We start from the raw sequence: 23819 nt of genomic DNA, 5'->3' as shown, positions 1-23819 counted from the left end.
ACACATGCGCAAGCCCAACATTCTTTTCGTCATGGCCGATCAACTCTCGGCACCGGTGTTGCCTTTCCACGGCAACAGCGTCGTGAAGGCGCCGCACCTCGACGCGCTCGCCGAACGGTCCGCAGTCTTTGACAACGCCTACTGCAACTTCCCCTTGTGCGCGCCTGCCAGGTTCTCGCTGCTTGCAGGCCAGTTCGCCACGCGCATCGGCGCGTTCGACAACGCGTGCGAGTTCCAGGCTGCCACGCCCACGCTGCCTTATTACCTCGCGCAGCAGGGCTACAAGACCATCCTCAGCGGGAAGATGCACTTCGTGGGCCCCGATCAGAAGCACGGCTTCCAGGAGCGCCTTACCACCGACATCTACCCGGCGGACTTCGGTTGGGCCGCGGACTGGGCAGAGGGCGAGTTCAGCTTCTACTCACCCGGGCACAACCTGAGCACCGTGGATGAGAGCGGTTCTTGCTTCCGCAGCCTGCAACTCGATTACGACGAGGAGGTCGAGGCGAAGTCGATCCAGCGCCTGTACGACCTTGCGAGGGAAGACGAGCAACCGTTTTTCATGTGCGTTTCCTATACGCACCCCCATCCGCCGTATCACATCCTTCCCGAGTACCTGGATCGCTACTCTCCGGAGGAGGTCAACCTCCCTATCGTCGGCGACATGCCGATGCAGGCGCGCGACAAGCTCAGCCAGTGGGTGCAGTACTCCCATGGGCTGGACAAGCAAGGGGCGACCGACGAACAGGTGCGGCGTGCGCGCCATGCCTACTATGCGATGGTGAGCTACGTCGACGACAAAGTGGGCCGCTTGCTGGAGACGCTCAAACGCGCGGGCTTCGAGGACAACACCATCGTCGTGTTCACTTCGGATCACGGTGACATGCTGGGCGAACGCGGCATGTGGTTCAAGCGGGTGTTCTTCGATTGGTCGGCCAAGGTTCCGCTGCTCGTCTATGACCCGCGCAAGCGCAACCCCCGGCGCATCGCCGAGCCGGTTTCTCACGTGGACCTGCTGCCCACATTGCTGGATCTTGCGATGGATGGCAAAGCGCCGGCCTGGGTCGAGCCGATCGACGGACGCAGCCTCGCGCCGCTGGTCGCAACGGGCGATGACAACGGCGAGGCGGAAGCATTCGTCGAGTACACCGCCGAGGGCGTCACGGGTCCATGCTGCATGCTGCGACGTGGCCGTTACAAGTACGTGTACACCCATGGCCATCCAGACCTGCTTTTCGACATGGAGGCCGATCCGAACGAGCTGGTGAACATCACGCAAGAGCAGCCGCAGGTGCTTGCCGAGCTCAAGGCACGCGTGCTTTCCCGGTGGGATCCCGCTGCCATTACGCAGCAGGTGCTTGCCAGCCAGGCGCGCCGCAAGTTCATCAACTCGCTGCCCGAGGGTATCCAGCCCACCTGGGACTTTCAGGCGGGCACGGACGACACGCGCCGGTTTGTGCGCCGGGGCAGCGCTCGTGTGATCAAGGTAAAGAAGCGCTGGCCGGCTGTGGCACCCGTCGCCAAGTGAAAGGAGGCCGATGATGACTCAGAACAAGCTTACGGCGGACATCGATCCGCATCGTCTGGCTCGCGCGATCAGCGGCTACAACCTGATCGGCGGCGAACTGGTGGGGGCCCGTTCGGGCAACAGGTTCGCGGTAACCAACCCTGCAACCGGACGCGAGATCGGGCACGCGGCGCAAAGCGACGCAAGCGACGTTGATCGCGCAGCAAGTGCAGCGGCCCGGGCGCAGCCCGCTTGGGCTGCGATGTCCGCTCGCAAGCGTGGCACCCTGCTGGCCGACTGCTCGCGCCTGATTGCCGAGCACGTGGAGGAGCTGGGGCGGCTGGTGGCGCTCGAGACCGGCAAGGCACTGCGCACCGAGAGCCGTGTCGAAGCTTCCGTCGTTGCCGACGCCTTGCAGTTCTACGGCGGCCTGGCTTCCGAACTCAAGGGCGAAACCGTGCCGTTCAGCCCGGACATGCTGACACTCACGCAGCGCGAACCGATCGGGGTGGTGGGCGTCATCATTCCCTGGAATGCCCCCATGATGCTGATGGCGCTGAAGATCGCCCCGGCGTTGGTGGCCGGCAACACGGTCGTCGTCAAATCGGCGGAAGAGGCGCCGCTGGCGGTCCTGAGGCTGTGCCAGATCCTCAACCAGAAGCTGCCAGCAGGGGTGCTAAACATCGTCTCGGGCTTCGGCCCCGAATGCGGGGCGCCCCTGGTCACGCATCCCGCCGTCGGCAAGGTGACGTTCACCGGCTCCGTCGAGACCGGGAGAATCGTGGCGCGCACGGCCGGGGAGAAGCTCATCCCCGTCACCCTGGAACTTGGCGGCAAGAGTCCGATGATCGTGATGGATGACGCCGACATCGCGAAGGCCGTTGCCGGCGCGGTGAGCGGCATGCGCTTCACCCGCCAGGGACAGAGCTGCACGGCCGCCAGCCGCATTTTCGTGCACGACAAGGTGCACGATGAGTTCGTCGCATTGCTCAAGGCGCGCGTTGACGCGTTGAAGATGGGGGATCCACTGGATGAAGCGACTGATATCGGCACGGTCATCTCGCGCACCCAGCTCGACAAGGTTCTCGGCTATATCGAAAGCGGTCGGGCCGAGCCTCATTCCCGCGCGCTCGAATGCTCCCAATTGCCCGCTGACGAGTCGCTTCGGCAAGGTCTGTTCGTCAGGCCGGTCATCTTTACCGGTCTGGGCAACGCATCGCGGCTGGCGCGCGAAGAAATCTTCGGACCCGTGACGTGCGTGATCCGCTTCTCAAGTTACGAAGAAGCAGTGGCGCAGGCCAACGACAGCGACTATGGACTGGCTGCAACCATCTGGACGCAGAACCTGAAGACCGCGCTGGATGCCACCCGGCGCCTGCAGGCAGGCTTCGTGCAGGTGAACCAGAACATCGTGGTCCAGCCTGGATTGTCCTACGGGGGCGTGAAGCAATCCGGCCTTGGCCGCGAGGCGTCGCTGGAAGCAATGCTGGACCACTTCACGCACAAGAAGACCGTGATCTTCAATATGAACTAAGTGACGCTCGTTACGAGGAGACAAAAATGGCTGTGATCGGTTTCATCGGGTTGGGCAATATGGGATTTCCTATGGCGTGCCGACTGAAGGAAGCAGGGCATGAGATTCGCTGCTTCGATCTTAACGCGGGCTCGATGGCGCGCGCCCTGGATGCGGGCCTTGGGCCGCGGGCTTCGGTCGAGGAAACGGTATCCGGGGCGGAGGTCGTCATCACCATGCTGCCCAGCGGCCGGCACGTGCTGGACGTGCTCGCGGCGGACACCCTGCCGCTCGCGCCTGGAGCGCTTGTGATCGATTGCTCGACGATCGATGTCGCGTCCTGCGCGATCTTTCACGAGACGCTGCAAAAGAAGGGGCTGGCCACGCTTGACGCTCCTGTCTCCGGCGGCGTAAGCGGAGCGGCGGCGGGGACGCTCACGTTCATGGTTGGCGGTACGGAATCTGCTTTCGCGCGAGCGCTCGAACTGCTGCGCGCGATGGGCAAGAATATCTTCCATGCGGGCGCGGCGGGCGCCGGCCAGGCGGCGAAGATCTGCAACAACATGCTGGCAGGCATTTCCATGGTGGCCGTCTCCGAGGCCCTGCATCTGGCCAAGCGGCTGGGGCTGGATCCAAAGAGGTTCCACGAAATTGCCTCGACGTCGTCGGGCCAATGCTGGGCGCTCACGAGCTATGCGCCTGAGCCCGGCCTGGTGGCGTCCGCGCCGGCCAATCGTGGGTACGAAGGCGGATTCGCTTCCGAGCTGATGTTGAAGGACTTGCGCCTGGCGGAGCAGGCGGCAGTTGCCAGCCAGTCGCCGGCATTGCTGGGCGCGGCGGCCGCTTCCGTCTACGCCATGCATTGTGCCGCAGGGCGTGGCCGGCTCGACTTTTCCTCCATCATCAAGATGCTCGGCGCATAAGCTGCCCGCAGCTAAATCGAGAAGCAAGGAGACCAACCATGGCAATCGTCCGACGCGTCTTTCAGCTGGCTGTTGTTGCGGCGCTGTTCGCCAGCGGCGCAGCCTTCGCGCAGAAGGAAACGGGTAAGTTGATCGTGGGTTATCCCTCGGGCCAGTCTGTCGACGTGGTCGCCCGGATCCTGGCCCACCGCCTCGGTCCGGCGATCGGGCGGTTGCTGATCGTGGAGAATATGCCGGGGCAGTCCGGCAGCCTGGCTCTGGCAGCGGTTGCGCGGATGCCCGCCGACGGCAGCGTGATGACGCTGTCGGCCTCGGCGGCTCTGGCTGGCAATCCTTTCCTGTATCGGAACCTGCGTTATGACACGGCCAGAGATTTCGAGCCGATCGGCCTGGTCTACGATGCGCCGCTGCTGCTGATGGTCAATAGCGCGCTTCCCATTCACTCTCTCAAGGAGCTGATTGCCTACGTGAAGGCGAATGCGGGAAAGGTCAACTATTCTTCCCCCGGCAACGGTTCGGTGTCCCATCTTGCGATGTCGGAACTCCTGCGGCGAACCGGCATGGAAATGACGCATGTCCCCTATGCCGGTTCCGCCAAGTCGCTGACCGACCTTGCCGCAGGTGAGGTGCAGGTTGCCTTCGATGCCGTTGCGGGCGCGCAGCCCTATCTCGCCAGCGGCAAGGTGCGTGCGATTGCGGTGAGTTCCCGGGAGCGCCTGACGACACTGCCGTCCGTACCGACAGTCGCTGAGTGCGGAGTGGGCATGGACGACTTCGACATGGTCCCGTGGGTGGGTCTGCTCGCGCCCGCCGGCATCCCGAAACCTGTCGTGGACAAGGTGAGCGCGGAGCTCGCGAGGATCGTCCAGTCTCCCGAACTGTCCCAACGGATCGCCGCCCTGGGCGGCCGCCCCCGTAGCAGCACCGCGGCGGAATTCAGAACCTTCCTGCGCGGCGAAATGGGGCGGTGGGCGGCCGTCGTCAAGGCGTCCGGCGCCCGCGTGGAGTGATGTCATGATTGCTGTCGGCTCTGCCACGCTCGCTCGTGACACGCGGCACCATCGGGTCTTGGAGAACGGATTCAGCTTCCATCGCAGTGAGTGGATGCAGACCGGGTCCGACCCGCAGCTGTCTCCCACCGTCTTTCTGGTGGAGCAGCCTCCGCATTCGGTGCTGCCTGCGCACTTTCATACGCAGAATCAATTCCAGGTCTTCAAGCAGGGATCGGGATCCCTGGGATCTCGTGCGGTCGGGCCCGGCTCTGTCCACTACGCCGGCGCATTCACAGGGTATGGGCCTTTGATGGCCGGGCCGCAGGGGCTGAGTTACTTCACTATCCGTGCGGTGTACGAAACGGGCGCGAACTTTCTTCCGGTGGCGCGGGACAAGCTGCGCCGCGGACCGAAGCGGCACGCGCACGGGCCAACGCATGAACCCCGAGCGCTCGAGCAGCTCCGTGCCCTGAAGGCTCCTGTGCGTGCAGAACTGATTGAAGCCGATGCAGGCGGCCCCGAAGCCTTTGCATTGCAGCTGCCTCCGTTCTCGGAATTGTGGGTCCCGGCTGCCCGCGGCTCGGGGCAATTCCAGCTCGTCCTTGCCGGTGAACTGAACACCCCGGAACGCCGGTTGCAGCAGTGGGAGAGTCGGTTCCTGTCAATGGGTGAGCATGGCGGCACCTGCAGCGCAGGTCCGCAGGGTCTTCACCTCCTCGTGCTGCAGGTGCCGGCCATGGCTGCTGAGTACTTGCCGGTCCGTTGAAGCGCGTCGCATCTTCTGTATACTGTCTGAATGACCACAGCAAAATCGAGCGCATTGCGAAAACGGGATCCACAGCCGCTGTCCGTGGAGCAGGTCTGCGAGCGGATTCGCTCCGCCATCCTGCGCGGAGACTTGCGGCCAGGCGCAAAACTGACAGAGCAGGATCTCGCCGCGGAATTCGAAGTGAGCCGCACGCCCATCCGAGAGGCTATCCGCCAACTCGAGACCGAGCGGCTCGTCACCCGGACCCCTTTCGTCGGTGTTACGGTGAGGCAGCTGACTCCGGAAGATGTGCTTGAGCTCCTGGACATCCGCGAAGTGCTCGAGGGTCTGGTGGCACGTCAGGCGACGCGGCATATGGATGCCGCGCACCTGCAGAAGCTGAAGAAGCTGCTCCAGCAACTGACTGCCTGCGCGAAGAAGGAAGATGTCGCCGGCTATCTTGACCACGCGCTGGCGTTTCGCCGTGTGCTCGTCGAATGCTGCCGCAGCGACACGCTGGCCGAGTACGTCCTCGCCATCGAGAATCAGTTGCGCCTGATGGGCAATCGAACCGCTGTGCTGCCCGGTCGGATGGAAGCCGCGATCGAGGAACACGAGAAGTTGCTGGATGCCATCAGTCGCGGCGATGGCGCTGCGGCGGAGCAGCTGAACCGGGAGCGAATCCAGCACATCCGTGACGCGGTTGCGAAGACGATTACCTTCTCGATCTTCTAGACCGCAGGCTGCGGCCGCCAGGGCAGGCTCTCAAGTGCGGTATGAGGTGCCGCGCTCCCGCTCGAGCTTGCGCAACAGGCCAGGCCATTCCACCTTGCCAACCTCCAGGAAGCCGTCAGGACCAAGCATCTTGCGCCCTTGGGCGCGGGTATGCCGGATGGTGGCCTCGGACAATTCATGAAGCGGCACGCCACCGGCCTGGCCATCGATCTGGTACTGACAGGCCATCTCCAGGCGCAGCATCCAGCAGAACGCCTCTCCCACACTGCGGCCAGCCGTGAGTGCACCGTGGTTGCGCAGGATCAGAACGCGACCTTCCGGCCCGAGGTCGCGCACCAGTCGCTGCCGTTCGTCCTCATCGAGTGCGGCACCCTCATAGTCGTGGTAGCCGAGAAAGTCCAGCATGACGCAGGCCTTTTGGCTAAGAGGTCGCAGCCCCATGGCCTGCATCGCGACCGCGTTATTGGCGCGCGTATGGCTGTGCATGACGCATTGCAGATCAGACTGCGACATGTGAATGGCGCTGTGGATGATGAAGCCGGCGGGGTTGAGCAGCGACGGATCGCCTGCCACGACGCGGCCGGCCAGGTCCACCTTGAGCAGGGCCGAAGCCGTCATCTCGTCGAAAAGCGTGCCCAGCGGGTTGACCAGGAAATGGTGTTCGGGCCCGGGCAGCAGGACCGAGATGTGCGTCGACGCGAGATCGGACATTCCATAAAGGTCGGTGAGTTGATAGCACGCGGCGAGGTCGCAGCGTAGCCGCCACTCGACCGGATCCGTGCCCTCGGGCATTGTGGGGGAAGAATGCTGAGCGGTATCGCTTCTCATGTTTTTGTCTCCTTGCTATGTCTATTGGTGGTCAGTGCGCCGCCAACTCAGTCCTCGTTGCGGAATCCCGATGCCTGGACGAGCGGGCGCCAGAACTCGCGCTCGGCATGCAGCGTGCGGGTGACGGTCGCGCCAGGCAGACCAGTCGCTTCCAGACCGACGCGCGACAACAAGACTTTCATCTGCGATTTCTGCATGGCGGCAACGAACGCCCGCTCCAACCGTTGCACCACTTCCGGGGGCGTCCCCGCGGGCACAAAGGCGCTGTATGACGCATTCGCGTGATCGAATGCGTCGATGCCTTCCTCGCGCACAGTCGGGACATCGGGGAGGGCCGGGTTGCGATGGGTGCCAGATACGGCCAGGAAGCGAATCTTTCCTGCGCGATACAGCTCCAGGTGGCTGGCCACGGCGTCGGTGGCTAGCGGGACGTGCCCGCCCACGAGGTCCGTCACGAGCGGCGCGCCGCCTTTGTAGGCCACCGGCCTGAGCGTTACGCCTACGGTCCGGCCCATGCCGAGGATCGCGAAATGCAGTGTCCCTCCCAGCGAGGTGAGGCCGATACTGCCCTGCGAAGGGTTGGCACGGACCCAGCTCACGTATTCCCGCAGCGTCTTGTAGGGGCGATCCGCGCCCGCCGATATCACCGTGGGGACTTCTGCAAGCTGCGCCACGGCAATGAAATCGCGATCGACGTCGTAGTCAAGCCGCCGGTAGGTCATCGGGAAGATGACCATCGGCGCATTCGAGGAAAGCAGCACAGTCCTGCCGTCCGGCTGCGACCGCTTGACGGAGTCGATGGAGATACGCGTCGATGCGCCCGGCCTGTTTTCCACGATCACCGTGCCCATGCCAGCCAGGCGCAGTTGGTCGGCCAGCGCGCGCGCGAGGGTGTCCAGCGCTCCCCCGGGCGGGAAGCCGACAACAAGCCGCAAGGGCGTTGCGCTTCCCGTTGTTGCAGGGGTTTGCGCGCCGGCTGGATTCGCTGCAAGGGCGGCAAGCGCAGCCAGGGCCGCCACCGAGGCAAGAGCAAGCAAATGGCGTATCGATTTCATCATTACATCTCCATATCTGGCCAGCGGGACAAGAGATTATGCGAAGCCTCGAGCAGCGCAGCCGCGCCGAGAAGCTCGGACTCCCCGCGCAGACGACCCACCAGCTGCAACCCGATGGGCAGTCCGTCACGGCCGAAACCGCAGGGCAGGGTGATGGCGGGGTGGCCGGTCAGGTTGAACGGCATGGTCCAGGGGAACCAGTTGGATCGCACCTCGTCGTACAGCCGGCCGTCGATCTCGATCTGGCCGAACAGGTCCTGGTCAATCGGCAGCGCGGTGCGCGCAATGGTGGGAACGGCGATGAAGTCGTGGTCGCGAAGCAGCGCCTGTACGTGCCGGAACAGCCGGGTGCGTTCGAAGTTGGCCCGCTGGTAGTCGACCGCACTGTAGTCATTGGCAAGGGCCAGCTGTTGCAACAGCGCCGGGCTGAGCCGCTCAGGCTGCTCCCGGGCCATCTGGCCGAAGCGCGCTCGCCATACCGTGTGGTTGATGGTGCGCCAGAGCGGCTCGATGTTGAAGTCCGAGCCAGGCATTTCCGCGAGCTCCGCACCCAGGTCCTGCAGCCGCTCCAGGGCAGACCCGAAGCACGCGGCCACATCTGCCGCCAGCGGCCGGCCTGGCGGCACGCTTGCGAACAGGATCCGCTTACGCCGCAGGTCAGTGACAGCGCGCATTGCACCGAGGTAATCGGTGGCGCGCACGCCGGCAGACCATGGGTCCGACGCGTCTTCGCCGGCCATTGCCTGGAGCATCAAGGCCGTGTCGGCCACCGTGCGCGAGATCGGGGTGACATAGGTGAGATTGCCGAAGACATCCTCCACCTGAGAATGCGGAACCAGCCCGATGCTTTGCTTCAGGCCTACGACACCGTTGCAGGCCGCCGGGATGCGGGTGGAACCGCCGCCGTCCGTGGCGATGCCGATCGGGGCGAGGCCAGCCGCTACCGCCACCGCCGCGCCGCCGCTGGAACCACCGCTGGTGCGGTCGGGGTGCCAGGCATTGCACGTGCGTCCGAACAGCGGAGCATCGGTCAGGCACTTCGCCCCGAATTCCGATGTGGTCGTTTTCCCGATGAGGATGGCTCCCTCGCGGCGTAGTCGGGCGACGGCTACCGCGTCCTCGGTCGGAACGTTGTCCGCGAACAGTAGCGAGCCGAAGGTGGTATGCACGCCGCGCGTGTTCACCAGGTCCTTGCAGGCGTATGGAATGCCGTGCAGCAATCCTGCCGGCTCCCCGCGCATGAGCGCTTGCTCCGCGGCTCGTGCCTCGCGCATGGCCTCGTCCGGGCAGAGCGTGATGAAGCAGTTGAGTGTCGACTGAAGCCGGGTAGCACGGTCCAACACAGCACGCGTCACTTCGACCGGGGAAACCTCGCGGGCAGTTATCGCTTCGCGAAGCCGCACGGCAGGCAAAAAGCAGAGTTCCTCATTCATGCAAGACACCCTCGGAGATTCCGGCGCAAGTGACCGGCGACGAATCCAAGTTGACACCCACCGCTCCACCCGGTCAAATACCCGTTCACAATCAGGCCATATCGGAATCGTATGACCCATGGACCATGGACCTTAAGAGCCTGCGTTATTTCGTTGCCGTAGCGGAGGCCCGCAGCGTGGGCAAGGCCGCCGAGCGCCTACATATGGCGCAACCGCCGCTGTCCGTCCAGATTCGCAACCTCGAGGCACAACTCGGCACGCTGCTCTTTGTGCGCGAATCGACCGGAATGCGACTGACAGACGCGGGAAGCGCGCTTTTCGCGCGTGCGCGGGAAGCCCTCGCGTTGGCCAACGAGGGGTTCGAAGCGGCACGCGCAGTAGCGTCCGGGCGGCTCGGGCGACTGTCTGTCGGCTACATGTTTTCGCTCGGCTACGCTGTATTGCCGAAGCTCGTGCCACAGTTGCGCCGCTCGCTCCCCGACGTGGAACTGCAGTTCGTCGAGATGAGCACCGCGACGTATGAAGCGCAGATTGTCGACCACAAGGTAACGCTTGGTTTGTGCATGCCACCGATTCAGCGGCCCGACGTGGCCACGACGATCGTGGGCATGCAGCCGCTACGGCTGGCCTTGCCTGCACGTGCACAGCTCGCGCGGCTTTCGTCGGTGCCGGTGGCACGGCTGCAGGGGCAGAGACTGATTGCGCTGCCCACGCTGAAAGAGGGCGCGGACACTTCGATGGTCGCCGCTCTGCTGCGGCGCAACCAGGTAACCATGCAAATCGTCGAACGGGTGGAAACGGTTCACGCAGCACTGGCCCTGGTACTTGCAGGCGAGGGGTATGCGATCGTGCCGGCGTGCGTGGAAGTCGGCCGGCCTCCGGGTGTCGTGTTCCGGAAGTTTAAGGACGTCGCGGAAGGGTTCGAGGTGGCCGTCTGCCGGCGCCGCGACCTGGAAAGCCCTTTCATCGAGCCGTTCATCGCGGCGGCGCGGCATGCGCTCCGATGACGGCTATGCATCGGCGGGTAACGTTGTATCGACCCCTTTAAGGACACGTAGAAGAGAGGGCCGCTCGAGCACCTGGGCGCCACACCGGCTCCGTGTGGACTACGCCAATCGGTATCGCAACGGTGGGAGCAAACCATGCGGTTGATCATCGAAGCCAGGTTGGCCGACGAGGGCAGCGACACTGGCGCTGGCACACGTGGGGCGCGGGGCGGGCGCAGCGTAACCGCTTGGGAAAGAAAGGCCTTGTCTCCCTCCGGTATGCCACGCCTCTTTCTGGCCAGCCACGGGGGTCAAGCGTGAACCATGACCCAATCGCGGCGCATGAATGCGCTCGCCGCATCGACCAGTGCCGCAAGGACGAGCATGGCGATGATGACGGTGCAGGCCTGCGCCAGATGAAAGAGGGAGAGTTCGAAGTACAGCATCTGCCCAAGCCCGCCAGCGCCGACGAAGCCGAGGATCGCCGCCATGCGGATATTTGTCTCCCATCGATACAGGGTGTAAGCCAGGAACTGCGGTTGGACGCAGGGGAGCGTGCCATACAGGAAGGCCAGGGCGGGAGACGCCCCGGTTGCCAGCAGCGACTGTGCCGGCGCGGCCGGCGCATTCTCCAGTGCTTCGGCGAACAGGCGGCCAAGCACGCCGGCGGTGTGCAAGGCCAGGGCAAGGGTGCCGGCAAATGGTCCGAGGCCCACAGCAAGCACGGTGAGGACCGCCCACACCAGCTCGGGCACCGAGCGCAACAGGTTCAGCACCAGCCGCGACAGCGCCTTCAGCGCAGCGCCATGCCGGCCGGAGGCAGGTAACGCCAGGACCAGGCCAAGGACCGCCGCGCACAAGGTGCCAACGGCAGACATCGCGAGCGTTTCGAGCATGCCCCTGGCTGTCCTGGCAAGAAAGCCGGCCGACAAGTCGGGGGGAAAGAAGGATTGCAGGAAGCGCAGCATCTCGCCGGCCGCGTCTATGGAGAAGAGCTGGCCAAGATTGAGCGAGAGATAGGCGAAACTGGCCGACACCACCGCTGCCACGGCGATCAGGGTGAGCAGGCAGCTCATGCAGAGCTGGGCGGCCTTGGTCTTGTTTGCCATGATTTACGCCAGCAGTTTGCGCAGCCGGGCGCTGATCGCGTCCGCCAGCAGGACCAGCAGCAGGAAGACAAGCAGGATCGTCGCGGCTTCACCGCCATTGAGCAGTTTCATCGCCTGGTCCATCAATTGGCCGAGCCCACCGGCGCCGACGAAGCCCATCACCACCGAGGCCCGGATCGCGCACTCCCAGCGATAGACCGTGTAGGAAACCAGCTCCTGAGCCGCATTCGGCAGCAGCCCATAGAGCAGCGCCACCAGGCGGCCGCTACCGCCGGCGAGGAGCGCGTCCACCGCGCGCCTGTCGCTGGACTCGAGGATTTCCGCATAGACCTTCGTCAGCATGCCGCCATAGGTGATGGCAAGTGCCAACACGCCAGCCGCAGGCCCCAGTCCCAGGGCGCGCACGAAGAGCAGGGCCCAGACCAGCTCGGGCACCCCGCGCAGCAGGAGCACAAGGGCGCGCACGCCGACGCGCAATGCCATGCGCGGCTTGCGGGCGGGGCCAGGTCCGATGCGGGAGATCGACAGGCTGTTCGTCATCGCTACGGCAAGCGGCGTGGCAATGACGAAGGCGAGGGCAATTCCCGCCGTGGCGATCGCCAGTGTCTCCAGCGTGGCCTTGACCACGTAGCCGAGAAACTCGGCCGAAACCTCAGGGGGAAGAAAGTTGCGCAAAAAGCGCCCCATCACTTTCAGGTTTCCGGCTTCGAACAGCGCCGACGGACTGAACTGGGAAAGCCTTAGCAAGGGCCACAGCAGAAGCAGCGCAACGACCAGGCCGCTCGCCCGGCGCAGCGCCTGCGGATCGCGCGGGTGGGCGGTCATCGGCACGCCGATTTGGGCCGGTCGCCGCCAGCCGATAAGGCAGCCATGCGCAGCGGCTCGCGGCCGTGCACCGGCGGCGACTCGCTTTCGGAGGCATAAAGCTCTCGCAGCAGGACATCGGTGACGCGTTCGGCCGGCAGGTCGAAGGCGATCGCGCCTGACCTGAGCCCCACGATGCGGGGAAACCAGCGCAAGGCCAGATCTACCGCGTGCAGGCTGGCGACCAGGGTCGCTGTCCGCGTCGCCGCTTCCTTGCACAGCTCGCCCAGTGTGAGGTTGGCCAGCACAGGGTCCATCGCCGAGACGGGCTCGTCCGCCAGGATCAACTCGGGGCGCTGGTATAGCACGCGAGCGACGCCTACCCGCTGGAGCTGGCCCCCGGACAGTTGATCGCAACGGTCGAACAGGCGGTCGGCCAGATCGAGGCGGGCGAGCTGTTCGGTGGCGCCGGCGAGGTCAGCCGGGTAGGCCAGGGACAGCATTGACTTCCATGCTGGCCAGACGCCCAGGCGGCCGGCCAGGATAGCGGTGACGACGCGCTGCCGTGGTGGCATTGGCGGCGCCTGGTGCACCATGCCGATATTGCAACGCAAGCGCCGCAGGCGTCCGGCGGACAGCGCCCAGGGGCTTTGCTCCAGCAACTCGACGCGGCCCTCGCTTGGCCGCAGCGCTGTTGCCAGCAAACGCAGCAAGGTGGTCTTGCCGGCTCCCGATGGGCCGATGACGGCGATGCGTTCGCCGCGGCCCCCGGCGAGCGTCAGTTGGCTGAGCGCACACTGTCCGTTGGGATAGCGGATGCTGGCGGTCTCGATGCGGAAGCTCACTTGATCAGGCCCGCGCCACGCGCCGCAGCCTCGATGCCCGAGTAGTTCTCCGGCCGGGTGGTGATGAATTTGGACGTCCGCTGCAATGCCATGATCTCCCGCTGTTCGGGGTTGCTCGGGTCAAGCCGGAGGAAGGCCTCGGTCAGCTTCTTGCGCAGGGCCGGATCGAGACCGCCGCGTACGGTCCAGTTGTAGTCGTAATAGGGCGGCGTGACGGCGAATACCCTGACCTTGTCGGTATCAACCTTTTTCTGCTCCACCAGCTTGTCCCAGACCGAGGCATTGAGGACGCCGGCGTCGGCCCGGCCGGCCTGGACGAAGGCGACGGTCGCATCGTGGGCGCCTGAATAGGCGACGGTCTTGAAGTCCTTGTCCGGATCGATGCCGGCCTGCAACAGGAAATGCCGCGGCATCAGGTGGCCGGAAGTCGAAGACGGCGAACCGAAGGTGAAGGTGCGGCCCTTCAGGTCCGCCAGGGATTTGATCGTCTTGTCGGCGGTGATGAATTTACTGGTGAAGGCGGCATCTTCCTGCCGCTGGACGATAGGGATGGTCGCCCCATTCGTGCGGATCTTGCTCTGCACGTAGGTGAAACCGCCCAGCCAGGCCATGTCGATCTTGCCCGTTGCCAGCGACTCCACCACGGCAGCGTAGTCCGTGACCGGCACGAACTCCACCTTCATGCCGGTTTCCTTCTCCAGGTATTTGCCCAGCGGCGCGAACTTGCGCTGCAATTCGGTCGGTGCCTCATCGGGGATGGCCGACACCTTGAGCACCGGCTGGGCGCTGGCAAGACCGGCCACGCCCAGCAGGCCAAGCATGGAAAGGCGCTTCAGGGTGCGCAAGAGAATAGGGAGCATAGTGGGGAAGGATTCAGGGTTGGCACGGCAATGGTGGGGACGGGCGGCCTTCGCTGGTCTCGATGCCTACCAGCGGCGCGGGCCCGGAAGTACTTCGAATTGCCTCGAATTCTAGAGGATCTCCGACAGCACACCGGGAGTCCGCAACTTCCGCCATTCGTTTTCCGGTTCACGGCGGGGATGCGGCTTGTGCTTGTTTCAGGGCGTCGGCGACAAGTTTAATCACTTCCGCCCGTTCCCGCGCCGGTGCGAACAGCGGCGCCCGGCGCGCAACTTGCTCCCGCAGGCGGGCCAAAAAAGCGCCATCCCGGCTGACCCGCTCGAGCAGCAGCGCCAGTTGCCGGGCGTCGCCCGCGGGGAAATAACCCTCATAGTCGGAGCCCAGCATGCCGATATTGCCCGGGATGCGGCTGGACAGAACCGGCACACCGCTGCTTACGGCCTCGACGATGACGTTGGCGCCGCCTTCCATCACGCTCGAGATCACCATCGCCTGCGCTTGCCGGATGCGCCGGCGCGTCTCCGCGTGCGGCAGGCTGGCCAGCCAGACGTAGCGCTGCACCGCCGGCCAGGCACGCGCTTGCAGAGCCTGCGCCGCTTGCAGGTACGCATCGTCAAGGGCGCCGCCTATGTGGATGAGCCGCACTTTCGAATCGTCGAGGAGCAGTTCCAGCGCCCGCATGGGGGTCAGAGGGTCCTTTTCCGCCCGCATGTGGCCCACCAGTACGATATCGAAGGTGCCACCACCGGGTGTACCCGGCGCACATGCCGGAGCCGACTGGTAAATCACACGGCACTTGGCGCGATGCCGGGGAGACAGTTCGGCTGGCCCTTCGTCCTGCAGCACCACCAGGTGGGTGGCGAGATCGAGGGAGCGCCGGGCGGATTCGTCGCAGTGGATGTCGCGATAGAGGTCGGTCCCGGTCAGCACCGCTACTAGCGGACGATCCGGGCAGGCTGCGGCAAACCTTGCGATACTGTCTGCCGACCGCCGGGCGTGCAAGGCGATCATGCAGTCGGGCAGGGCGCCGCGCTCGCCGTCCGACGGCCACTCCGCTGCCAGCAGGACTTCGTAGTCGGCGCGCAAGAAGCGGGACCAGCGGCTGGCGGTTTGCCAGTTGCCGTTATTGGCTTTCCGGAGTGCCGGACTGATAATTGCCACTGTGGCCTTTGGAGGGTGCATGGCGATGAGCGCTGAAGGGCTTGCTGCGAGAAGGATAAACAAGTTCGGGCTGGATGAGGCGTTCGTCGAAGCGCATCGACGCACGTGGGCCATCCTGCAGGATTTGTCGCCGTCCCAATGGTGGGTTCGCTACGATCCGGGCATCAACCCGCCATTGTGGGAGTATGCCCATATCGCCTGGTTTACGGAGCACTGGATACTGCGCGATCCGCGCGCCGACCAGGAGGGGCGCTTCGCCGTCAGTCTCCCGTCCTTGCTGGCCGACGCGGATCGCTGGTTCGATTCCATGCGCGTTGCCCACCAGGACCGCTGGCATCTGGACCTGCCTCAGCTCGCAGAGATACGCGACTACGTGGGTGCGGTGCTGGAAGGCGTGCGCAACCGGCTTGCCGGAACTGACGACACCGACGAGGCGCTCTATTTTTTCCGTCTCGCCTTGTTTCACGAAGACATGCACGCCGAGGCGCTGACCTACATGCGCCAGACGCTTGACTATCCGCTGCATGCTCCGCTTGCGATGCCTTCGCTCGCGCCCGGCGGCGGCGATGTGGCGATCGCCGACGATGCCTTTCTGATGGGAGCATCGGGAGACGGCGGATTCGTGTTTGACAATGAGAAGTGGGCCCATGCAGTCCGCATCGCCCCGGCTCGTATCGACCGCCAATGCGTCAGCAACGCGGCATTCGCCGAGTTCGTTGCCGCGGGCGGATATCGCGATCGGCGCTGGTGGTCGGATGAAGGGATGGCCTGGCTGCAGCAGAGCGGGCTGGCGCATCCGGCCCGGTGGCGCCAGGCGGCGCGCGACGTGCCGGGGCAATGGGAATTGCGCTGGTTCGGGCGGTGGGTGACGCTTCCCCTTGACCTGCCGGTCTGCCATGTCAACGCCTATGAAGCGCAGGCCTATTGCCGGTGGGCCGGCAAGCGTCTGCCCACGGAAGCCGAATGGGAGTATGCGGCGAGCCGCGGCCTGATCCAGTGGGGTGGGGCGGTGTGGGAATGGACGACCGGTGCTTTTCTGCCTTATGCGGGTTTCTCGGCAGACCCCTACCATGAGTACTCCGCGCCCTGGTTCGGAACGCATCGCGCGGTTCGCGGCGGCTCGTTCGCCACGCATGCCCGCATGCGGCATCCCCGCTACCGGAATTTCTATCTGCCGCACCGCAGCGACATGTTCGTCGGATTCCGGTGCTGCGTTTGACGGGTATTTTGAGCGTGGTCGCGAAATCCCCCGCAACGATGCAAGATCGGCTCCTGCCTCCGCGCTGTTTCCGAGATGCCATCGCTGTTGCGCTGCCGTTGGCGCTGACGTTCGCCTTGTCCGGCTGCGCAGCCGTATCCGGCCCCGTGTGCGCGGCCGGCGAGGAGCGCGCGGTTAGCGAGCTGATGTACTTTGGCATGGCGAAGCCTGATGGGGTGGTGTCGGCATCCGAATGGGACGCCTTCCTGCAAGGCTCGGTGACTCCGCGCTTTGCGCAGGGTTTTACGGCCTGGCCTGCTTCAGGACAATGGCGCGGCGCCAATGGCGGCGTGGTGCGCGAGGCCTCATACGTCCTCAGTCTGGTGTACCCCGCGGACGAGCGCAGCGAAGCCGGGGCGCGAGCAATCGTCAACGAGTACAAGACCCGCTTTCAGCAGGAAGCAGTGCTCCGGGTTCGCAGCCATGTGTGTGTGTCGTTCTAGCACAGCGCGCCAGTAGCCGGCGCAAGCGGCTTTGCGACTGCGGTGGCTCATATCACTCGGTACGAGATGCGGGTTTGGACCCGTCCAAGGATTATCGTAACGGGTTGGAATATTCGGCCGGGCCCGCGTGTTTGCCAAGCAGTGCAGGCACGAGTCCCTCGGTGTCGGCACTGGCGCGCAAGCCCAAGGCGTCGGCAAGCCGGGCTGCCGCCTCACCACCGAGGGCGTGGCCCAGCGCGTGCAACGCCCGAGCCTGCGATCGCGTACGACGTTGATACCGACCGGCCAAGGCGTGGATGTTCTCGGCAAACGTACGACGGGGGCAGTTGGCGTTCATACACTTGAAGCGACGCACCTCAATAGCGAGAACGACCCGCTGCCCGAGCATTGGACGTTCTTCCAGCTTGCGCACATAGCGGCCGTGGAGCCGGTGACTCCAACTATGGCAGGCCGGACACGGTGCCCTGTGACGCGCACGGGATGGCATCCGCGAACATCATTGCCGCCATGGCAGCAGGGATCGACCATTTCCGCCTGGCGACCGCGGGGGAAAGCAGCGCGCGCCGTTTTTCACATGCCGAACTGGTCAAGATGCTGAACGCAATGGAATGCTTCGCGAACGGCAATATCGCTACATCATCTGTGCATGCTTAGTGAGCACGGAGGCGGCCATATCAGTCCGCTTCGTTCGGAATCGTGGCATGCCATCGGCGATCGCGAATCGCTTGCGCCACCGACTCCTGCAGTAGCGCGGCCGTATGCTCCGCGGCACGTGATAATGCAAAGAGCTTTGACGTGCCAAGATGCGCGGTGCGCTGCATGCTTCCTCCCTCGATTGTTATCACGAGACTCATCGCGCACGACCAGGCTTGAGTTCCTTCGCTCCTGATTGCACCCAGGAAAAGAACCGCGCGATCGCCGGATCGTGGCGTCGTCGCGCCGGACAGACGAGGAAGTGCTTCCGCCCCGTTTCAACGATCTCCGGAAACGGCGCGATGAGACGCCCGGTGGCCAGATCGTCTTCGACGAATTCCGGCTGCGCAATGCAGATGCCCAGGCCCTCAATGGCGGCCTGGTACATCAACAGCGAGAAGCCGAACTCGATCTGATTCGCAAGCCGCAGACTCGGCCGTCCCATTAGTTGGAGCCAGAGCCCCCAGTCATTGGGCCGGTTCACGCTGTGAAGCAGGGTCATCGACTCAAGTTCGACCAGGCGCGGCTTGCGCTTACCCCACAGCCGTGGCGAACAGACCAGGATGCCGGTTTCGCTCATCACCGGAAAGGCATACAGTCTGGTATCCGGCTCCTCTGCTCGCAGCATGCCAACGTCGACATCCTCGGACTCGAAGTCGACCGGATGCACGCTCGTGCTGATGTGCAACTCGATCTCCGGATGAAGGACCTGGAATTCCGGCAGGCGGGGCATCAGCCACTTCATTGCGAATGTCGGCGGCACCTTGAACTGCAAAGACTGGCTGTCGCCACGCGAAATTTGCTGCAACGCACGTTCCAATGCCGTGAAGCTGCGCTGACAGGCCGCCGCCAGCAGTTCCCCGTGCGGCGTCAGGCGTAAGGTCCGGCCGCTGCGTTCCACCAGGCGCTTGCCCACACGTTCCTCAAGCAGCGACACCTGCTGGCTGACCGCGCTCTGTGACACGTGAAGTGCCTCCCCGGCCCGCGTGAAGTTGAGGTGCTCGGCGACCTTCTCGAAGGCGCGTAATGCGGTGAGTGGAAGGGAAGTCATTAGCTGACCTAATACAAAGACAAGAAGTCTAACTTCTAACGCAGGGAATTCTGAGCGAGACTGCGGGACAGAACAAGTAATTCTACTTATAGAAGGAGACGTTCTTGTCCACTCACCCCCACACTCTTCGCTTTGACGGGCGCATCCTGTTTCTGTCGCAAGACGCCCAAGCCATGGAACGGCAACTTTCCGGGCAGGACCTTTCGCTCGAGGAGGCGTTGCCGCTGCGCACGAACGTCTCGACCGACGAGATTACCCCAGCCTGGATCTGCTACCACTATGACGAAAAACTGGGCGACTTTCCTTACCTCGGCCTGAAGTGCGGCAACGCGCAGCCGGTTGCCGCCGGCAGCGTCAGGGCGGGCGGGTTTGCCGTCACGGTCGCCGGCCGGCGCTACGGCAAGGGATCCTCGCGCGAGGCCAGTCCTTATGCCGAACGGTGTGCAGGCATTCGCCTCGTGATTGCCGAGAGCTTCGAAAGAATCTACCGGCAGAATTGCCGCAACCTCGGCATCCTGACGTCCACAGACTTTGGCCTCATCGACCGCATCCGTCGTGGCGAGCCGATCTCCATCGATGAATTCACGCGTGATGAGGACGAATTGACCCGGGAACTGATCCTTCGGGGCGGGCTGTTCAACCTGATGCGGGCGCGCAAGCAGGGCTGGGCGCCAGCCATGCAGCCAGTTGCCCCCCGGCCGATGACCTATGCGGAAAAGATCATCGCGCGTGCCAGCGTCGGTCAGCCGGTGCAGCCCGGCTATTCCGTGTTCGTAAAGACGGACTGGCGCTACGCGCATGAGTACAGCTCGCCGCTGGCCATCGTCGCGCTCGAACGCGAAATGGCCGGCAGGGTGGTGCTCCACGATCCGTCGTCGATTGTTTTCTTCTCCGACCATCTGACCTTTGTCCATCGGAGCATGCCACCCGAGCGTCGCAAGCTTGGCCTGCTCGACCTGGCCCAGGCGATGGCAAAGGTGCAGCAACGCTTCTGTGAAGCGCACAACCTGCGGCTGCACGGCTTCCTGGCGGATCGCGAGGGGTCCGAGGGCATCAGTCATTCGATCATGGCCGAGCGCTACATCCTGCCGGGACAAGTGGCGATCGGCACGGACTCGCATACCACGCATTGCGGCGCGCTCGGGGCCTTTGCCTTTGGTGCCGGCTCCAGCGAGATGGCAGCAGCGTGGATGACGGGCGAAGTGCCTTTGCGCGTGCCGAGGACCTGCCGCGTTGTCCTGACCGGCCGTCTGCCTGCCGGCGTCGAGGCCAAGGATGTGGCGCTTCATATCCTGCGGACGCCGTATGTGCGGGAAGGCCACGCGATCGGCCAGGTCTTCGAATACGCCGGGGAAGCCCTGTCGGCCTTGCCAACCGACGAGCGCGCGACATTGACCAACATGGTGGCCGAGATGGGCGGCATCACCGGCCTTGTCGCGCCCGACGAGGAGACCGTGCGCTTCCTGCGCGAACGCCGGGGCATCGATTTCCGGATCGAGCCATGGATGCGCAGCGACGCAGGCGCCGAGGTCGCGCAGACGATCGAAATCGACTGTTCCGCCCTGCAACCGATGCTGGCACGCCCCGGCGATCCGGGCAGTGGATTGAGCGTGGGGGAGCTTGATGCGCCCGTTGGCATCGACATCGCCTATGGCGGATCGTGTACGGGCGGCAAGCGGGAGGATATGCGGCATTGCTATGAGGTGCTTGCCTGGGCCGTCGAGCGTGAGCTGGCAGTCGCACCCGGTGTGCGCTTTATCCTTCAGGTGGGCAGCCAGGACGTCAGGGAGTTCTGCGCACAACAAGGCATCCTGGACGTTTTTGCGCAGGCCGGTGTGGAACTGATCGAGCCTGGCTGCGGTGCCTGTGTAAATGCCGGGCCTGGAGTATCCGAACGTCCAGAGCAAGTCACCATCAGCTCGATCAACCGCAATTTCCCGGGACGGTCCGGCCCTGGCCAGCTGTGGCTCGCCAGTCCGTCCACCGTGGCGGCCAGCGCCATTGCCGGCCGCATCACAAGCTTCGAACAACTGCGCGCGGCATTTGATAAGTAGCGCGGCGGCGATCAGATCATAACGACTAAAGACTCACGGAGACCAAGCATGCCCTTCCTCGATCTGCGTCATTGGATTTGCGGCGTTGCCGCGACGATGCTTTCGCTTTCCCTTCCGATTTGGGCGCAGGGCAACCCCTTGCGCATCATCGTTCCCGCTAGCGCCGGCTCCGGACAAGACGTGATGGTCCGCTCTGCGCAGTACGCGATGAGCAAATCGCTGGGCCGGCCGGTGGTAGTGGAAAACCTGCCGGGCTCGGGCGGGATCATCGGTACGCAGCAACTGGTCAAGGCGGCGCCGGACGGCAACACGATCGCCTTCGTCTCCAACAATCATGTGGTCAATCCGGCCGTCTACAAGAAAATGCCCTATGACAGCCTGAAGGACATCACGCCGATTGCCGTACTGGCGGAGACGCCCTTCGTGCTGGTGGTCAATCCGAAGCGGCTGCCCGCCGGCAATCTCAAGGAGTTGGTGGCGTTGATCAAAGCGAAACCGGATCAATATAACTTCGGCTCGTCCGGCAACGGCACGATTCTTCATCTGGCCGCCGAGACGTTCCTGGACGCGGCGGGTCTGAAGGCACGCCACATCCCCTACAAGGGCGTGGGGCCGATGACCACGGACCTGATCGGCGGCCAGGTTGATTTCGCTGTGCTGTCGGTGCCCTCCGTGCAGGCACACCTCAAGGCCGGCACGCTGCGTGCCATTGCCGCGACCGGTGCTACCCGTGTGCCGTCGCTCGCGAACGTCCCGACGCTGCAGGAGCAAGGCATCAACGTGTCAGTGGGAGGATGGCTTGCCGCGATCGGGCCGGCCGGGCTCCCGGCGGCCGAAGTTAAACGCTTGCGTGATGGGATTGTCGCTGCCTGGATGTCTCCCGAGGTAAAGAAGGCCATGGCGGAACAGGAGAATATTCTGCGTCCGTCGACCTCGGAAGAGGCTGCGGCGCTCTTTGCGCGCGAGCAGCGGCGCTATGCGGCGCTGGTGCGCAAGACCGGCGTGACACTGGACTGATTCCTATCATGCTGCCGCCCTGGCGGCTCCGGTTACTGGGCTTCTCAGGGGGGGCATGCCCCCGCTACTACGTTCGACTTGCCTCGTCGCCGCCATATCGTGCTGGGGCCTGACGCGCCAGGCTCCAGCACCTTTCACAGGATCAGCCGCTCCCCACATCGTGCCGGTAGGTGGAGCTGTTGCCGATCGGTAATTCGGCGGACACCCGCTGCGTCACGGATGTCCGGCAGGCGCGAAGGCGTCGAACGCATCGGCGGCTGGAAGCCGCGTCCACGCCTGTGGACCAGCGTGGATTTCATTGACGGTCAGGAGGCATGCATCCAGTTCGCGCCGCAACCGCGCACAATAATTATGGTGCGGCGGCTGCGTGCCGACTACGACGCGGCACTGCGGTCGTATGACCTGTTGCCAATGCCGACGATGCCGCTGCGCGCGTCGCGGTGTCCGAGGACGAGATGCTGCAGCTGTCCAATACAGCGATCTCGCTGATCGCGCTGACGCTCGGGGGCCTGCAGCGCAACGACGCCACCCAGTCTCGAATGAAGGCGCTGACGCTGAATCGCGTGAAGCGGCAGCTGCTCGACCACCTGCGCGATCCAGAACTGAACCCGACGATGATCGAGCAGGCAGTCGGGATGTCGTCGCGATACACCAATAAACTGTTCGAATCGGAGAACACATCGCTGATGCGCTACGTGTGGAATCTGTGGCTTGAGCGGTGCGCGGAAGATCTCGCGAATCCGAGGTGTGCACTACTGCGCATGTCCGACATCGCATTGCGCTGGGGATTCAACGACATGTCGCATTTCAGCCGGGTGTTCCGCGAGCGGTTTTCGATGTCGCCACGAGCGTGGCGCGCTCGGGCGACAACCTGACACTGCGGCCTGCTGTTACCCATGGCGTCACATTGCGGTGTCGAGCCAGTGTTGCTCGACGGCCAGAAGAGGCACGTGCCGATGTCCTGGTAACTGCCGACGCGCGCGGAGCGGCTAGATAGTGCACGGAGGACGTCAGCGGCGACGAGCCACCCTAAGTTTGGCTAATCCCCGGTAGACCCGGCGGTTGTCAACGTAGCTGTCGCGTCACCTCACGCAACCTGCTTTAATTCTGCCGGCACAATCCGCTCCGGATTGAGCCAGACTTCGTCCGCCAAGCTCCAGTCCCGCGTCGGCCCTGACCATCGCGCAGGCGTTCTGGCCTTAGCCTCGGCATAGACCGCTTCACGGTGCGCCAGGACCGCCGGGGCGAGGCCACTGTGGCGCTGCGTCGGCGTGACGAATTTCAGTCCACTATGCTTGTGCTCGTGGTTGTACCAACGCACGAATCGCTGCGTCCATGCGCGTGCCTCGTCCACGCTGCCGAACGCCTGGCGCGGGTAGTCCGGCCGATATTTGCAGGTCCGGAACAGCGACTCCGCGAAGGGGTTGTCATTGCTCACGCGCGGCCGGCTGAACGAAGCGACCACCCCCAGGTTTTCCAGGGTGGCCAGCATCGTCGCGNGCTCGCCGCATGAGCAACGCCGCCAACTCTGCCGATTCCGCCCGATGCACTTCGTGACCGACGATCTTGCGGCTGAACACGTCCAGCATCATGTACCAGTAGTAGTACTGCCCCTTGATTTCCGCTGGCAGTAGAGTAAGAGACAGGGCGTAGTCGGACTATTTCCCTGCCTCTCCTCTCCGGTAGGGTCGAGAACTGGCGCGCGCACGGTAGGCACCGGTGGTGATTCCACCGCTTTCGCAATGGCCCGCAATCCGGCAACCATAGTCACGTTTCCAGCTCCCGCCACGTCAAACGCAGCAT

The 23819-nt window shown here is 64.2% G+C and carries 23 protein-coding genes and 2 pseudogenes; 13 read left to right on the top strand and 12 right to left on the bottom strand.

The annotated features are described in order from the left end of the window. Nucleotides 1-4 precede the first annotated feature (4 nt). The 6 genes from betC to DN412_RS35740 are packed head-to-tail and all read left to right on the top strand — an operon-like array spanning nucleotide 5 to nucleotide 6418. Nucleotides 5-1528, top strand: a complete 1524-nt coding sequence (gene betC / locus DN412_RS35765; RefSeq protein WP_115215878.1) for a choline-sulfatase — start codon at nucleotides 5-7, stop codon at nucleotides 1526-1528. A 10-nt stretch (nucleotides 1529-1538) separates the two neighbouring features. Beyond that, nucleotides 1539-3041, top strand: a complete 1503-nt coding sequence (locus DN412_RS35760) for an aldehyde dehydrogenase family protein (protein WP_115215877.1) — start codon at nucleotides 1539-1541, stop codon at nucleotides 3039-3041. 26 nt (nucleotides 3042-3067) lie between these two features. After that, nucleotides 3068-3943, top strand: a complete 876-nt coding sequence (gene mmsB / locus DN412_RS35755; protein WP_115215876.1) for a 3-hydroxyisobutyrate dehydrogenase — start codon at nucleotides 3068-3070, stop codon at nucleotides 3941-3943. Between the two features lie 38 nt (nucleotides 3944-3981). Further along, nucleotides 3982-4953: a Bug family tripartite tricarboxylate transporter substrate binding protein gene (locus DN412_RS35750; RefSeq protein WP_115215875.1), complete on the top strand. Its 972-nt coding sequence runs from the start codon at nucleotides 3982-3984 to the stop codon at nucleotides 4951-4953. A gap of 4 nt (nucleotides 4954-4957) precedes the next feature. Then, nucleotides 4958-5701, top strand: coding sequence for a hypothetical protein (locus DN412_RS35745; RefSeq protein WP_115215874.1), 744 nt, complete (start codon nucleotides 4958-4960; stop codon nucleotides 5699-5701). A gap of 30 nt (nucleotides 5702-5731) precedes the next feature. Then, nucleotides 5732-6418: a GntR family transcriptional regulator gene (locus tag DN412_RS35740; protein ID WP_115215873.1), complete on the top strand. Its 687-nt coding sequence runs from the start codon at nucleotides 5732-5734 to the stop codon at nucleotides 6416-6418. A 30-nt stretch (nucleotides 6419-6448) separates the two neighbouring features. Here DN412_RS35740 and DN412_RS35735 read toward each other — a convergent pair whose 3' ends face one another. The 3 genes from DN412_RS35735 to DN412_RS35725 are packed head-to-tail and all read right to left on the bottom strand — an operon-like array spanning nucleotide 6449 to nucleotide 9734. Further along, nucleotides 6449-7246 carry a class II aldolase/adducin family protein gene (locus DN412_RS35735; RefSeq protein WP_244222945.1) on the bottom strand — a complete coding sequence of 266 codons (798 nt, stop codon included), beginning with the start codon at nucleotides 7244-7246 and terminating at the stop codon, nucleotides 6449-6451. Nucleotides 7247-7293: 47 nt separating this feature from the next. Continuing rightward, nucleotides 7294-8304, bottom strand: a complete 1011-nt coding sequence (locus DN412_RS35730) for a tripartite tricarboxylate transporter substrate-binding protein (RefSeq protein WP_115215871.1) — start codon at nucleotides 8302-8304, stop codon at nucleotides 7294-7296. Further along, nucleotides 8304-9734: an amidase gene (locus DN412_RS35725; RefSeq protein WP_115215870.1), complete on the bottom strand. Its 1431-nt coding sequence runs from the start codon at nucleotides 9732-9734 to the stop codon at nucleotides 8304-8306. Before DN412_RS35725 ends, DN412_RS35730 begins: the two co-directional genes overlap by 1 nt. Nucleotides 9735-9859: 125 nt before the next feature. On the opposite strand from DN412_RS35725, the gene DN412_RS35720 reads away from it, so the two are divergent. After that, nucleotides 9860-10741 carry a LysR family transcriptional regulator gene (locus DN412_RS35720; protein WP_115215869.1) on the top strand — a complete coding sequence of 294 codons (882 nt, stop codon included), beginning with the start codon at nucleotides 9860-9862 and terminating at the stop codon, nucleotides 10739-10741. A gap of 290 nt (nucleotides 10742-11031) precedes the next feature. On the opposite strand, the gene phnE is transcribed toward DN412_RS35720, so the two are convergent. From phnE to senB, 5 genes are all read right to left on the bottom strand, one after another. After that, nucleotides 11032-11829 carry a phosphonate ABC transporter, permease protein PhnE gene (phnE, locus tag DN412_RS35715; RefSeq protein ID WP_115215868.1) on the bottom strand — a complete coding sequence of 266 codons (798 nt, stop codon included), beginning with the start codon at nucleotides 11827-11829 and terminating at the stop codon, nucleotides 11032-11034. Between the two features lie 3 nt (nucleotides 11830-11832). Then, nucleotides 11833-12654: a PhnE/PtxC family ABC transporter permease gene (locus tag DN412_RS35710; protein ID WP_115215867.1), complete on the bottom strand. Its 822-nt coding sequence runs from the start codon at nucleotides 12652-12654 to the stop codon at nucleotides 11833-11835. After that, nucleotides 12651-13478 carry a phosphonate ABC transporter ATP-binding protein gene (locus DN412_RS35705; RefSeq protein ID WP_115215866.1) on the bottom strand — a complete coding sequence of 276 codons (828 nt, stop codon included), beginning with the start codon at nucleotides 13476-13478 and terminating at the stop codon, nucleotides 12651-12653. The genes DN412_RS35710 and DN412_RS35705 overlap by 4 nt, the downstream gene beginning before the upstream one ends. Next, nucleotides 13475-14299, bottom strand: a complete 825-nt coding sequence (locus tag DN412_RS35700; RefSeq protein ID WP_244222944.1) for a putative selenate ABC transporter substrate-binding protein — start codon at nucleotides 14297-14299, stop codon at nucleotides 13475-13477. The genes DN412_RS35705 and DN412_RS35700 overlap by 4 nt, the downstream gene beginning before the upstream one ends. Before the next feature lie 208 nt (nucleotides 14300-14507). Continuing rightward, the gene (gene senB, locus DN412_RS35695; protein ID WP_115215864.1) at nucleotides 14508-15521 is read right to left on the bottom strand and encodes a selenoneine biosynthesis selenosugar synthase SenB; all 1014 of its coding nucleotides are present in this window, start codon (nucleotides 15519-15521) and stop codon (nucleotides 14508-14510) included. Between senB and senA the strand changes: the two genes are divergently transcribed. Together senA and DN412_RS35685 are read left to right on the top strand one after the other, a co-directional pair. Beyond that, complete coding sequence (gene senA, locus DN412_RS35690; protein ID WP_115215863.1) at nucleotides 15520-16719, top strand: selenoneine synthase SenA; 1200 nt, start codon at nucleotides 15520-15522, stop codon at nucleotides 16717-16719. The genes senB and senA overlap by 2 nt on opposite strands. After that, nucleotides 16707-17201 (top strand): DUF3574 domain-containing protein, encoded by a 495-nt coding sequence (locus DN412_RS35685; RefSeq protein ID WP_244222943.1) that lies wholly within the window; start codon nucleotides 16707-16709, stop codon nucleotides 17199-17201. The genes senA and DN412_RS35685 overlap by 13 nt, the downstream gene beginning before the upstream one ends. A gap of 160 nt (nucleotides 17202-17361) precedes the next feature. Here the strand turns inward: DN412_RS35685 and DN412_RS35680 are convergent. Beyond that, nucleotides 17362-17664 (bottom strand): annotated as a pseudogene (locus DN412_RS35680) (transposase family protein); the annotation flags it as partial. Between the two features lie 17 nt (nucleotides 17665-17681). Between DN412_RS35680 and DN412_RS35675 the strand changes: the two are divergent. Next, nucleotides 17682-17855, top strand: coding sequence for a hypothetical protein (locus tag DN412_RS35675; RefSeq protein WP_208647725.1), 174 nt, complete (start codon nucleotides 17682-17684; stop codon nucleotides 17853-17855). A gap of 20 nt (nucleotides 17856-17875) precedes the next feature. Here the strand turns inward: DN412_RS35675 and DN412_RS44205 are convergent, their stop codons facing one another. Both DN412_RS44205 and DN412_RS35665 read right to left on the bottom strand, forming a co-directional pair. Beyond that, nucleotides 17876-18022, bottom strand: a complete 147-nt coding sequence (locus DN412_RS44205; RefSeq protein WP_208647724.1) for a hypothetical protein — start codon at nucleotides 18020-18022, stop codon at nucleotides 17876-17878. 29 nt (nucleotides 18023-18051) lie between these two features. Continuing rightward, the gene (locus DN412_RS35665; RefSeq protein ID WP_115215861.1) at nucleotides 18052-18945 is read right to left on the bottom strand and encodes a LysR substrate-binding domain-containing protein; all 894 of its coding nucleotides are present in this window, start codon (nucleotides 18943-18945) and stop codon (nucleotides 18052-18054) included. Nucleotides 18946-19049: 104 nt separating this feature from the next. Between DN412_RS35665 and DN412_RS35660 the strand changes: the two genes are divergently transcribed. The 3 genes from DN412_RS35660 to DN412_RS35645 all read left to right on the top strand — a co-directional run bounded on the left by DN412_RS35660 (nucleotide 19050) and on the right by DN412_RS35645 (nucleotide 22891). After that, complete coding sequence (locus DN412_RS35660; protein WP_341868096.1) at nucleotides 19050-20999, top strand: aconitase family protein; 1950 nt, start codon at nucleotides 19050-19052, stop codon at nucleotides 20997-20999. Between the two features lie 48 nt (nucleotides 21000-21047). Continuing rightward, entirely contained in the window at nucleotides 21048-22016 is a 969-nt protein-coding gene (locus tag DN412_RS35655) for a Bug family tripartite tricarboxylate transporter substrate binding protein (protein WP_115215859.1), read from the top strand. Nucleotides 22017-22471: 455 nt separating this feature from the next. Beyond that, nucleotides 22472-22891, top strand: a complete 420-nt coding sequence (locus DN412_RS35645) for a helix-turn-helix domain-containing protein (RefSeq protein ID WP_244222941.1) — start codon at nucleotides 22472-22474, stop codon at nucleotides 22889-22891. 212 nt (nucleotides 22892-23103) lie between these two features. Here the strand turns inward: DN412_RS35645 and DN412_RS45045 are convergent. Then, a pseudogene (locus DN412_RS45045) lies at nucleotides 23104-23653 on the bottom strand (transposase); the annotation flags it as partial. Nucleotides 23654-23819: the final 166 nt, after the last annotated feature.

Source organism: Cupriavidus lacunae, assembly GCF_003353055.1.
Taxonomy (GTDB): Bacteria; Pseudomonadota; Gammaproteobacteria; order Burkholderiales; family Burkholderiaceae; genus Cupriavidus; species Cupriavidus lacunae.
Note: the sequence above shows the minus strand (reverse complement) of the source record. Positions and strands in the feature narration are given on the sequence as shown.